The sequence below is a fragment of the Paraburkholderia sp. RL17-347-BIC-D genome (genome assembly GCF_046027915.1).
Taxonomy (GTDB): Bacteria; Pseudomonadota; Gammaproteobacteria; order Burkholderiales; family Burkholderiaceae; genus Paraburkholderia.
In genome coordinates this window covers 40,673-53,068 of the sequence record NZ_JARESS010000016.1, presented here as the reverse complement: position 1 = coordinate 53,068, position 12,396 = coordinate 40,673, and the positions used below count along the sequence as shown (strand labels likewise).

Genomic DNA, 12,396 nt, shown 5'->3' with positions numbered 1-12,396 from the left:
GCGTTCAACCGTCTCGATCCAGGCCGGGCCGTGCCTGCACCAACCCGGCCACGCAACACACTATTTGCAGCATTTGAATTTCACTGAATCATCGAATTTAGCCAAGGAACCGACATGAAAGTTTTCTACGACAAGGACGCTGACCTCTCCCTCATCAAGGGCAAGCAAGTCACCATCATCGGCTATGGCTCGCAAGGCCATGCGCACGCGCTGAACCTGAAGGAAAGCGGCGTGAACATCACGGTCGGTCTGCGCAAGGGCGGCGCATCGTGGAGCAAGGCTGAGAACGCCGGCCTGCAAGTCAAGGAAGTGGCGGAAGCCGTCAAGGGCGCGGACGTCGTTATGATGCTGCTGCCGGACGAGCAGATCGCCGAAGTCTATGCCAAGGAAGTGCACGCCAACGCCAAGCAAGGCGCGGCGCTGGCATTCGCACACGGCTTCAACGTTCACTACGGTCAAGTGATTCCGCGTGCCGACCTCGACGTGATCATGATCGCGCCGAAGGCACCGGGCCACACGGTTCGCGGCACCTACACGCAAGGTGGCGGCGTGCCGCACCTGATCGCCGTCGCGCAGGACAAGTCGGGCGCAGCACGTGACATCGCACTGTCGTACGCGGCAGCGAACGGCGGCGGCCGTGCCGGCATCATCGAAACGAACTTCCGCGAAGAAACGGAAACCGACCTGTTCGGCGAACAAGCCGTGCTGTGCGGCGGTACGGTCGACCTGATCAAGGCCGGCTTCGAAACGCTGGTGGAAGCGGGCTACGCGCCGGAAATGGCGTACTTCGAATGCCTGCACGAACTGAAGCTGATCGTCGACCTGATCTACGAAGGCGGCATCGCGAACATGAACTACTCGATCTCGAACAACGCCGAATACGGCGAGTACGTGACGGGTCCGCGTATCGTGACGGCTGAAACGAAGAAGGCGATGAAGGCCGTGCTGACCGACATTCAGACGGGCGAGTACGCAAAGAGCTTCATCATCGAAAACAAGGCTGGCGCACCGACGCTGCAATCGCGCCGCCGTTTGACGTCCGAGCACCAGATCGAACAGGTCGGTGCGAAGCTGCGCGCGATGATGCCGTGGATCGCGAAGAACAAGCTGGTCGACCAGTCGAAGAACTAAGCTGGTTCTAGCTGTTGTCCGGCGCGGCGCCGTGCCGCAATAGCCGGACAGATCAAAAAGCCGTCCAAGGGTGCTGAACCCTGGGCGGCTTTTGCTATCCTACGGTTTTACAAAAACACAGAAGCCATTCATGAATTACCCTCATCCGATCATCGCGCGAGAAGGCTGGCCGTTCATCGCCATCGCGGCCGTCGTTGCACTCCTGGTTCACTTCATCGCGGGGTTCGGCTTTTCATGGCTGTTCTGGCTCCTCCTGATCTTCGTCGTGCAGTTCTTCCGCGATCCGGCGCGCCCGATCCCCACGCAGGCGAATGCCGTGCTGTGCCCGGCCGATGGCCGTATCGTCGCGGTCGAGACCGCGCATGATCCGTATGCCAACCGTGAAGCGCTGAAGATCAGCGTGTTCATGAACGTCTTCAACGTCCACTCGCAACGTTCGCCGGTGGATGGCGCGATCTCCAAGGTCGAATATTTCCCGGGCGCGTATCTGAATGCCGCGGTGGACAAGGCTTCCACCGAAAACGAGCGCAATGCGGTGGTGATCGAAATGGCCGGCGGCCAGACTGTGACCTCGGTGCAGATCGCCGGTTTGATCGCGCGGCGCATTCTTTGCTACGTACGGGCAGGTGAGCCGCTCACCCGTGGTCAACGGTACGGATTTATCCGCTTCGGTTCGCGCGTCGACGTGTATCTGCCGGTGGGCAGCCGTCCGCGTGTGTCGATCGGCGAGAAGGTTTCGGCGTCGTCCACGATCCTCGCTGAACTATAAAGCGGCACCAAGGAGGTTTTCCGAATGGCCGCATTCAAACCGCGTCGACCCCGTAACAGCGGACCGCTTCCGCGTCCGTTTCGCCGTAACAAGCCGATGGTGACGGAGGCGGCGGTCGACAGCCGGCGCGCCCAGCGTCAGCAGTTCCTGAGAAAGCGCGGCATTTATCTGCTGCCGAACGCCTTTACCACCGCGGCCCTGTTCTGCGGCTTCTTTGCCGTGGTGCAGGCCATGAATGTGCGCTTCGAGGTCGCGGCCATCGCGATTTTCGTGGCCATGGTGCTGGACGGCATGGATGGCCGCGTCGCCCGCATGACGCATACGCAAAGCGCGTTCGGCGAGCAGTTCGACAGCCTGTCGGACATGGTGTCGTTCGGTGTGGCGCCGGCGCTCGTGATGTACGAGTGGATTCTGAAGGACCTCGGCCGCTGGGGCTGGCTCGCGGCGTTCGTCTACTGTTCGGGCGCCGCGTTGCGTCTCGCGCGGTTCAACACGAACATCGGCGTGGTCGACAAGCGTTTCTTCCAGGGCATGCCGAGCCCGGCCGCGGCGGCGCTGATCGCCGGTTTCGTGTGGCTCGCCACCGACAACCGCGTGCCGCTCAAGCTGGTCTGGCTGCCGTGGGTTGCCTTCGTGCTGACCATCTACGCCGGCGTGACGATGGTGTCGAACGCGCCGTTCTACAGCGGCAAGGCGCTCGACGTGCGGCATCGCGTGCCGTTCGGCGTGATTCTGCTGGTAGTGGTCGCGTTCGTGCTGGTGTCCTCCGACCCGCCGCTGATGCTGTTCGGCCTGTTCGTGCTGTACGGCCTGTCCGGTTACGTGTTCTGGGGTTATCAGGCGATGCGGGGCAGGGCGAATCCGGCTCGCTCGGTGACAGGCGACAGGTAACGGTTCGCTCGCGTGCGCTGATGTGCATGACACAGGAAAACGGCGGCCTTCGGGTCGCCGTTTTTCGTTTGGCGAGCCCGTTTGGCGGTGCCCCGCAACGCTCCGTAGGCAGGTCCGGCGCTAATTGCACGCCGGCGGGAATGTCGCTATAGTCGTTGGATCAATGCGTTCACGTTCCTTGTCGAACCGCGCAACGAGCCTCGACAGGCAGCGCGCCGCTGAGCGTGCCCATGCTGGAGCGTCCGCCGCGCTGATGGCCACGCTTCGGGTCACGCTGATCGTTCTACCCTCCGTCCGCCTTCTCCGTGATCGAGTGTCGCCAGCGGTGGCGCAGACAGCCGAATTCCAATATCCCATCCCTACAATTGAACGACTCCGCAGGAGCCTCGACATGTCCGACAAACTGATCATATTCGACACCACGTTGCGAGACGGCGAACAATCGCCCGGCGCGTCAATGACGAAAGAAGAGAAAATCCGTATCGCCAAGCAACTCGAGCGGATGAAAGTGGACGTGATCGAAGCGGGCTTCGCGGCAAGCTCGAACGGCGACTTCGATTCGATCCATACGATCGCGGGCCTGATCAAGGACAGCACGGTCTGCTCGCTCGCCCGCGCCAACGACAAAGACATTCAGCGCGCCGCCGACGCGCTCAAACCCGCCGATCACTTCCGCATCCACACGTTCATCGCAACTTCGCCGTTGCACATGGAAAAGAAGCTGCGCATGACGCCGGACCAGGTGTTCGAGCAGGCCAAGCTGGCCGTGCGTTTCGCCCGCAAATTCACCGACGACGTCGAGTTCTCGCCGGAAGACGGCAGCCGCTCGGATATGGACTTTCTGTGCCGCGTGCTGGAAGCGGTGATCGCCGAAGGGGCGACTACGATCAACATCGCGGATACGGTCGGTTATGGCGTGCCGGAGTTGTACGGCCAGCTCGTCAAAACGCTGCGCGAGCGCATTCCGAACTCGCATAAAGCGGTGTTCTCGGTGCATTGCCATAACGACCTCGGCATGGCGGTGGCGAATTCGCTGGCCGGCGTGCAGATCGGCGGCGCGCGTCAGGTCGAATGCACGATCAACGGCCTCGGCGAGCGCGCGGGTAACACGTCGCTCGAAGAAATCGTGATGGCGGTGAAGACCCGCAAGGATTACTTCGGCCTCGATATCGGTCTCGATACCACGCAGATCGTGCCGGCTTCGAAGCTGGTGTCGCAGATCACCGGTTTCGTCGTTCAGCCGAACAAGGCGGTGGTCGGGGCGAACGCGTTTGCGCACGCTTCGGGCATCCATCAGGACGGCGTACTGAAGGCGCGCGACACCTACGAAATCATGCGCGCCGAAGACGTGGGCTGGAGTGCGAACAAGATCGTGCTCGGCAAGCTGTCGGGCCGTAACGCGTTCAAGCAGCGTCTGCAGGAACTGGGTATCGCGCTGGATAGCGAAGGCGAGTTGAACACGGCGTTTGCGCGCTTCAAAGAACTGGCCGACCGCAAGTCGGAAATCTTCGACGAAGACATCATCGCGATTGTCACGGAAGAATCCGCCGAGGCGCAGGAGAGGGAGCACTACAAATTCTTGTCGCTGTCGCAACATTCGGAAACCGGCGAGCAGCCGCACGCGAAAATCGTGTTCTCGGTGGAAGGCAAGGAAGTGACCGGCGAAGCGCGCGGCAATGGCCCGGTCGACGCCACGCTGAACGCGATCGAAACGGAAGTGGGCAGCGGCTCGGAACTGCTGCTTTACTCGGTGAATGCGATCACCACCGGCACGCAGGCGCAAGGCGAAGTGACCGTGCGTCTGTCGAAGAGCGGGCGCATCGTCAACGGCGTGGGCACTGATCCGGATATCGTCGCGGCTTCGGCGAAGGCGTATATCTCGGCGCTCAACAAGCTGTACTCGAACGCGGACAAATTGAATCCGCAACGTTCGGAGTGAGCGGTGTGGTAGCAGCGCGCTGACGGCGCGACTGCGTGGCCATCGTTCTCGTCTGAGTCGGGAGAGCCCCGTGCCTTGATTGGCACGGGGCTTTTTCATTGCGAGCGGCGTTACTCCGTCGCCGTGCGTCGCATCGACCAGCCGCGTGACGCGCGCGCCTGTGCCTGCACCTGATGCCGCACTTCGACAGCGATGCCGCGGCGTGGCGCGTCGGCCACGAATGTGTCGAGCAGTTCGCGCACGTCGTGGTCGACGAAATCGGCGCGCGTCGCATCGACGATCAAGGTGGCGCCGTCAGGAACCTGCTGCAGGTAGTGCTTGAGCGCCACCTTGCCGAGAAACGACACGTCCTTGCGAAACGACAGCAGATAGTGATCGCCGTGTTGCGCGAGCACGATCGGGCTGCGCAGATTCGCATACAACGCGAGCAGCACGCTGCACAGAATGCCGAGCACGATGCCGATCAGCAGGTCGGTCGCGAGCACGCCGACCAGCGTGACGATAAACGGCGCGAACGGCGCAAAGCCCTGTTTCGCGACGGCGACGAATAGCGACGGCTTGGCGAGCTTCAACCCCGTGAAGATCAGGATCGCCGCGAGACAGGCCAGCGGAATCAGGTTGATGACGCTAGTGAGTGCAAACACGCTGACGAGCAACAGCACGCCGTGAATGATCGCCGAGAGCCGGCTTTGCGCGCCCGCATGCACATTGGCCGAACTGCGCACGATCACCGACGTGATCGGCAAGCCGCCGATCGCGCCGGCAATCAGGTTGCCCACGCCTTGCGCCTTCAACTCGCGATCCGGCGGCGCGGCGCGTCGTTCGGGATCGATCTGCTCGACGGCTTCGAGGCTCAGCAGCGTTTCCAGGCTCGCGACGATCGCCAGCGTGATGGCGACGCGCCAGACATCGGGATTGACGAGCTGCGCGAAGTGCGGCCCGAAGTCGGCCCATTCCAATGCGAGTTGCAAGGCCGCGAACGATTCCAGCGGCGGCAGGGCGACCCGATGTTCGGCGGGCGGCGCGAGCGACGGCGCCAGCACGCTGAGCAGCAACGTCGCGCCGATCCCCAGCAGAACGACGGCGAGCGGCGCCGGTACGCGGCGCACCAGTGCGAAGCGCCGAAATGCGCGCGTCTCCCAGCCGATCAGAATCGCCAGCGACAGCAGGGTGATCACGCAGGCTGCGAGCGAAATCGAGCCGAACGGCGTGGCAACCGCTCCGGCCGCCAGCGCGGCAGCTTGCGTACCCGACGCCGCATGCACGCCGGACAGCCCGAGCGCGAGCGGAAACTGCTTGACGATCAGCAGCACGCCGATGGCCGCGAGCATGCCCTTGATCACCGGCGACGGCACATAGGCCGCAAAACGGCCGGCTTTGAGCATGCCGAAACCGAACTGGATCGCGCCGGACAGCAGCACGGCCAGCAGGAACGCGGAGAAACTGCCGAGCTGCGCGATCCCGTCGACGACGATCACGACGAGGCCTGCTGCCGGCCCGCTCACGCTCAAGCGCGAGCCGCTCAGCACGGCCACCACCAGCCCGCCGACGATGCCCGAGACAAGCCCGGCAAATGGTTCGACGCCCGATGCGTTAGCGATGCCCAGACAAAGTGGCAGGGCCACTAGAAAAACGACCGTGCCCGCAAGCAGGTCGCGCTGAAACGTGGAGAAGAAAGCTCGAAGGTTCATGGTGTCGGTGCAGTGAGGAGTGGGGCCTGGTATGCGGCGAAAGCTGAACCGGATCGGATTCGCATGAAGTGCCGCGTGGGTGTCGCGTCAAGCGGCGGCGCTGTGGGCGGCGGTCGTGCAGGTCATCGCGTCGTCGGCTTCGTAGCCGGACGTGAGGACCTTGATGCGCCCGTCTTCGAGCGCGAAGATCCAGCCGTGTACGAGTGGCGCCGTATCGGCCTCCCGCACGATGGGGTGCGCGCGCAACCCACGCACCTGTTCGAGCACGTTCAGCTCGGCGAGGCGGTTGACACGCTCACGTTCGCTTTCGTGGTCCTGCAGTTCTTCGTGATGCGCTTTGGCGAGCGTGCAAAGCGGCGCGATCCGCCGATTCACATGCGGCAGGCTCGGCTCGGGCGGCAGCAGCGCGGCGCGCACGCCGCCGCATCCGTAATGGCCGCAGACGATCACGTGGCCGACCTTCAGTACCTTCACCGCATATTCGAGGACACTCGCCGAATTGTCGTCGTCGGGCTGAAAGAGGTTGGCGATGTTGCGGTGGACGAACAGGTCGCCCGGTTCGCAATGCGTGATGGTCTCGGCGGGCACACGGCTGTCCGAGCAGCCGATCCACAGGACGTGGGGATTCTGGCCGCGCACCAGATCGCGGAAAAACTCGGGGTTGCGCACGGCGGTTTCATGCGCCCAGGCGACGTTGGCGACCAGCAGGCGTTTGGGACGATTCATGGATAGCGGCTCCGTAGTGGGGCGCATTCATTCGGCGCCGAATTCACGGCTGCGCTCGTGCGGCCTCATGAGAGGCCAGCACCGAATCAATGCTTACGAAAGCCTTTCTATCAAAAAATAAATCTGCTGTGCGCGAAATAAAATTCGCCGCCATGCGTAATAAATAAAAAAAAGCCGCCCGGGAAGGCGGCTTCGTAGATGCATGTGAATCTGATCAGGCGGCGCTCAGAACAGGCTGCGGCGATCCGGATCGTGCAACGGATCGGGCGTTTTCTGCGTCAGGCGCACGATGCCCTGCTCGTCGAAATAAAAGCTGTACATCATGTACCAGACGTTGTCTTCCAGATAACGGTAGGTCCAGACTTCGCGCTTCATCAACGGGAAGTACGACGTTTCGACCGGGCGGCCAAAATTCACCAGCACGTCGCTCTTGGTCCATTTGCCGATTTCGGCGCGGTAGAACTCGTTGGGCTGCAGCACCTGGCGCACATTGACGATCTTGCCGGATGCGTCGATGTCGGCCGCGGTGGTGGTTTCGCCCATCGGCTGGGTCGGCCACATCAGCCGCTTGCCGCCGTTCGGCAGGTCATAGCTTTCGCGCGGCGGGCCGAGGCGCGCGACGATGGTCGATTCGTCCGCGCCTTGGGTGTATTGCTGCCACGGCTGCACGCAGCCGGCAAGCGCCAGCGCGCTCAGGCAGACGAGCGCCGCGCGGCGCAAGCGCCCCGCGGCCGGCGCTCCGATCGAGGCCGCCGTGGTGTGATGGCGGTTGAACATGTATTCCTCCGATGGCGTTTGAGTAGCGGTTTTTATCATCGAGACGCATTATTTTGACACGCGCTGTGGCAAAAGATTTGCGCTTCATGAAGAGCCGGCCGGGCAATACGATAACGCTTGCGCCGGCTTGCTTATTCCGTGCTGAACGCCCTATGATCCGCGCTTTCACCAATCAGGCGGGGCGATGACGATGGCGAAGTGGCAACGGACGGCGGCAGCGGTGCTGGCGGCGATGTCGATGGCGGCGGTGGCGTATGCGGCGAGCGAGCCGGCGGCTAATCCCGCGGCCAGCCTTGGAGCAAAGCCGGCGAGCAAACCCACCGGCGCGCCGATCCAGCTGGCGCTGATCGAAGGCATGTCCGGCCCGTTCGCCAACGCGGGCGCGGCGGTGGAGCGCAACCTGCGCTTCGGCGTCGAGCAGGTGAATGCGCACGGCGGCGTGAAGCTCGCCGACGGCGCGCATCCGTTCGAGCTGGTCGTGCTCGACAGCAAGGGCGGCACCGAAGAGGCGCTCACGCAATTGCGCGCGGCCGCCGACCGTCATATCGGCTACATCATGCAGGGCAACAGCTCGGCGGTCGCCGCCGCGCTGATCGGCGCGATCGACAAGCAGAACAGCCGCGAACCGGGCAACCGCGAACTGTTCCTCAACTATTCCGCCGACGACCCGTCGCTGACCAACGCCAACTGCAGCTTCTGGCATTTCCGCTTCGACGCGCACGCGGGCATGCGCATGGACGCGCTGGCCGACGTGATCCAGCGCGACAAGGCGGTGAAGAAGGTCTATCTGCTGAACCAGGATTACAGCTTCGGACACGACGTCAGCAGCCTCGCGCGTTCGACGCTGACGACGAAGCGTCCGGACATCGCGGTGGTCGGCGACGAATTTCATCCGATCGGCCGCGTGAAGGACTTCGCGCCGTACATTGCGAAGATCCGCGCGAGCGGGGCGGACGCCGTGATCACCGGCAATTGGGGCAACGACCTGACGCTGCTCGTCAAGGCCGCGCGCGAGCAGGGGCTGGACACGAAGTTCTACACGTTCTACGGCAACAGCCTCGGCGCGCCCGCCGCTTTGGGCGACGCCGGCGTCGGCCACGTGATCGCGGTGGCAGACTGGCATCCGAACGCCGGCGGCGCGGCGTCCGACGCCTGGTACGGGGCCTTCCGGGCGCGCTTTCCGGCCGCGCAGGACGACTACCCGGTGCTGCGCATGCCGCTGATGATCGAAACTCTGGCTGCGGCAATGACGCGCGCCGGCAGCGCCGATCCGATGGCGGTGGCGAAAGCCCTCGAGGGAATCAAGTTCGACAACGGCTTCCACGCCTCGTGGATGCGCGCCGACGATCATCAACTGATCCAGCCCCTTTACGTGATGGAGATGGACAAAGCCGGTACGCCGGGCGTGCATTTCGATAACGAAGGGTCCGGCTACGGTTTTCGCACGGTGCTGGCGCTGCCGCCCGAGCGCACCGTCCTGCCGACCGTCTGCAGGATGAAGCGGCCGTGATCGAGGCGAGGCGCGCCATCGCCCGGCACAGCGGGGTTCGCGGCCGGATTGGGCTGTGCTACAATACGCGTCCCGTTGTGAGGCAAGCCTTTATCCAAGGCCTGTCAGCAATATTTAAAGCACACGGGTAACCCACGGCACGGCCTTTCTTCCGTGACCGCCTGTCTAGTTCTTAAGGAAATCGACATGTCCGCAGTTGAAACAAGCAAGAAGTCCGAAGTCGTTGCGCAATTCGCACGCGCCGCTAACGACACCGGCTCCCCCGAAGTTCAGGTCGCGCTGCTCACGACCCGCATCAACGAACTGACCGTTCACTTCAAGGCACACACGAAAGATCACCACAGCCGCCGCGGTCTGCTGCGCATGGTGAGCCGCCGTCGTAAGCTGCTCGATTACCTGAAGGGTAAGGACGCGGATCGTTACCGCGCACTGATCGAGAAGCTGGGTCTGCGTAAGTAATCGGCCAGTCGTTCAGCAAGATGCCTGTGTCAGTTCCACTGATACAGGCATTTTGTTTTTGCACGGTGCGCTTCATGTGATGCGCGCCGGCTGTTCTCCGCAGTGGCGTGCCGGTTCATGCGGCGGGAGCAGGCAGCAGTAATCAAGCAGTAGAGCAAGCAGTAAAGAAGAGATTCATGGCCGGGCTTCAGGGGCGGAGCTTTGTGTCATTCCAGCGGTTCGCGCGCGTACTCGACGTAGGGCGTGGTTCTCTGGAATGGCATAACACTACTCTTCCCATGCGGCGCCGGTCCTGGCGTTGCCGCGCCGCTTCTGGTCCGCGCGGCATTACGAAGAGGAAAAGCAATGACTATGTTCAATAAGATCGTCAAAGAATTTCAGTGGGGACAACATAAGGTTCGCCTCGAGACCGGCGAAATCGCTCGCCAGGCGAGCGGTGCCGTAATCGTCGACGTCGAAGATACCGTGGTGCTGGCCACCGTGGTCGGCGCCAAGACGGCCAAGCCGGGTCAAGACTTTTTCCCGCTGACCGTCGACTACCTCGAAAAGACTTACGCCGCTGGCAAGATCCCGGGTGGCTTCTTCCGCCGCGAAGGCCGTCCGTCGGAAGGCGAAACGCTGATCTCGCGCCTGATCGATCGTCCGCTGCGCCCGCTGTTCCCGGAAGGCTTCTACAACGAAGTCCAGGTCGTGATCCACGTCCTGTCGCTGAACCCCGAAATCCCCGCTGACATCCCCGCGCTGATCGGCGCGTCGGCGGCGCTCGCCGTGTCGGGTCTGCCGTTCAACGGCCCGGTCGGCGCAGCACGCGTGGCCTACATCAACAACGAATACGTGTTGAACCCGACGCGTCCGCAAATGAAGGAATCGGCGCTCGACCTGATCGTCGCCGGTACGGAACGCGCGGTGCTGATGGTGGAATCGGAAGCGCAGCAACTGAGCGAAGAAGTGATGCTCGGCGGCGTCGTGTTCGGCCACGAACAAATGCAGATTGCGATCGACGCAATCCACGAACTGGTCCGCGAAGGCGGCAAGCCGGAATGGGATTGGCAACCGGCGGCGAAGAACGAGCCGCTGATCGCACGCGTGACGGAACTGGCGCAAGCCGACCTGCTCGCGGCTTACCAACTGCGCGACAAGCAAGCCCGTTCGACCAAGCTGAAGGAAGTCTACGCAGCCACGTCGGCGAAGCTGGAAGAAGACGCCGCAGCAGGCGGCACGGTGGCGGCCGACAAGGCAACCGTCGGCAACGTGCTGTTCGACATCGAAGCGAAGATCGTCCGTACGCAGATCCTGAACGGCGAACCGCGTATCGACGGCCGCGACACGCGCACCGTGCGTCCGATCGAAATCCGTACTGGCGTTCTGCCGCGCACCCACGGTTCGGCACTGTTCACGCGCGGCGAAACGCAAGCGCTGGTGGTGGCCACGCTGGGCACGAAGGGCGACGAGCAGAACATCGACGCGCTCGAAGGCGAGTACCGCGAACGCTTCATGCTCCACTACAACATGCCTCCGTTCGCGACCGGCGAAACGGGCCGCGTCGGTTCGCCGAAGCGCCGTGAAATCGGTCACGGCCGTCTCGCCAAGCGCGCGCTGGCTGCCTGCCTGCCGAGCGCCGACGAATTCGGCTACTCGATTCGCGTCGTGTCGGAAATCACGGAATCGAACGGTTCCTCGTCGATGGCTTCGGTGTGCGGCGGCTGCCTCGCGCTGATGGACGCCGGCGTGCCGATGAAGGCGCACGTCGCCGGCATCGCCATGGGCCTGATCCTGGAAGGCAATAAGTTCGCCGTGCTGACCGACATCCTCGGCGACGAAGATCACCTCGGCGACATGGACTTCAAGGTGGCGGGCACGGAACAAGGCGTGACCGCGCTGCAGATGGACATCAAGATCCAGGGCATCACCAAGGAAATCATGCAGGTCGCCCTCGCGCAAGCGAAGGAAGGCCGTATGCACATCCTCGGCAAGATGACCTCGGCGGTGTCGGGCGCGAACACGGTGCTGTCGGACTACGCACCGCGCATGATCACCATCAAGATCAATCCGGAAAAGATTCGCGACGTGATCGGCAAGGGTGGTTCGGTGATCCGCGCGCTGACCGAAGAAACCGGCACGACGATCGATATTTCGGACGACGGCGTCGTCACCATCGCCAGCACGAGCAGCGAAGGGATGGCCGAAGCGAAGAAGCGTATCGAGAACATCACGCTGGAAGTCGAAGTGGGCCAGGTGTACGAAGGCACCGTGCTCAAGCTGCTCGATTTCGGCGCGATCGTGAACATCCTGCCGGGCAAGGACGGTCTGCTGCACATCTCCGAAATTGCCAACGAGCGTATCAAGGACATCAACGACTACCTGAAGGATGGCCAGCAAGTGAAGGTCAAGGTCATCCAGACGGACGAAAAGGGCCGCGTGCGTTTGTCGGCCAAGGCGTTGCTGAATGAAGGCGCGAATGGCGCAAGCGGCGCGCCGCAAGGCGAACCGACGCCGCAGTAAT

Annotated in this window: 10 protein-coding genes; 7 read left to right on the top strand and 3 right to left on the bottom strand. The window is 62.9% G+C overall.

Annotated elements, in window-relative coordinates; genetic code table 11:
- The first annotated feature begins 114 nt into the window (after positions 1 to 114).
- The 4 genes from ilvC (at position 115) to P0D96_RS22115 (ending at position 4,730) form a co-directional block, all read left to right on the top strand.
- Entirely contained in the window at positions 115 to 1,131 is a 1,017-nt protein-coding gene (gene ilvC, locus P0D96_RS22130) for a ketol-acid reductoisomerase (protein WP_132375266.1), read from the top strand.
- Between the two features lie 130 nt (positions 1,132 to 1,261).
- Positions 1,262 to 1,900, top strand: a complete 639-nt coding sequence (locus tag P0D96_RS22125; protein WP_012432365.1) for a phosphatidylserine decarboxylase — start codon at positions 1,262 to 1,264, stop codon at positions 1,898 to 1,900.
- 24 nt (positions 1,901 to 1,924) lie between these two features.
- Positions 1,925 to 2,791 carry a CDP-diacylglycerol--serine O-phosphatidyltransferase gene (gene pssA, locus P0D96_RS22120; RefSeq protein ID WP_132375262.1) on the top strand — a complete coding sequence of 289 codons (867 nt, stop codon included), beginning with the start codon at positions 1,925 to 1,927 and terminating at the stop codon, positions 2,789 to 2,791.
- Between the two features lie 391 nt (positions 2,792 to 3,182).
- Complete coding sequence (locus P0D96_RS22115) at positions 3,183 to 4,730, top strand: 2-isopropylmalate synthase (RefSeq protein ID WP_132375261.1); 1,548 nt, start codon at positions 3,183 to 3,185, stop codon at positions 4,728 to 4,730.
- 110 nt (positions 4,731 to 4,840) lie between these two features.
- On the opposite strand, the gene P0D96_RS22110 is transcribed toward P0D96_RS22115, so the two are convergent.
- From P0D96_RS22110 to P0D96_RS22100, 3 genes are all read right to left on the bottom strand, one after another.
- Entirely contained in the window at positions 4,841 to 6,421 is a 1,581-nt protein-coding gene (locus tag P0D96_RS22110) for a SulP family inorganic anion transporter (RefSeq protein ID WP_408287188.1), read from the bottom strand.
- An 87-nt stretch (positions 6,422 to 6,508) separates the two neighbouring features.
- Positions 6,509 to 7,147, bottom strand: a complete 639-nt coding sequence (locus P0D96_RS22105; RefSeq protein WP_408178042.1) for a carbonic anhydrase — start codon at positions 7,145 to 7,147, stop codon at positions 6,509 to 6,511.
- Positions 7,148 to 7,372: 225 nt separating this feature from the next.
- Positions 7,373 to 7,924 (bottom strand): hypothetical protein, encoded by a 552-nt coding sequence (locus P0D96_RS22100; protein ID WP_132375258.1) that lies wholly within the window; start codon positions 7,922 to 7,924, stop codon positions 7,373 to 7,375.
- Positions 7,925 to 8,108: 184 nt separating this feature from the next.
- Here P0D96_RS22100 and P0D96_RS22095 point away from each other — a divergent pair, with 184 nt between their 5' ends.
- From P0D96_RS22095 to pnp, 3 genes are all read left to right on the top strand, one after another.
- Positions 8,109 to 9,434, top strand: coding sequence for a branched-chain amino acid ABC transporter substrate-binding protein (locus tag P0D96_RS22095; protein WP_408315292.1), 1,326 nt, complete (start codon positions 8,109 to 8,111; stop codon positions 9,432 to 9,434).
- 186 nt (positions 9,435 to 9,620) lie between these two features.
- Complete coding sequence (gene rpsO / locus P0D96_RS22090; protein WP_011487489.1) at positions 9,621 to 9,893, top strand: 30S ribosomal protein S15; 273 nt, start codon at positions 9,621 to 9,623, stop codon at positions 9,891 to 9,893.
- Between the two features lie 345 nt (positions 9,894 to 10,238).
- Positions 10,239 to 12,395: a polyribonucleotide nucleotidyltransferase gene (gene pnp, locus P0D96_RS22085; RefSeq protein ID WP_207915644.1), complete on the top strand. Its 2,157-nt coding sequence runs from the start codon at positions 10,239 to 10,241 to the stop codon at positions 12,393 to 12,395.
- Position 12,396: the final 1 nt, after the last annotated feature.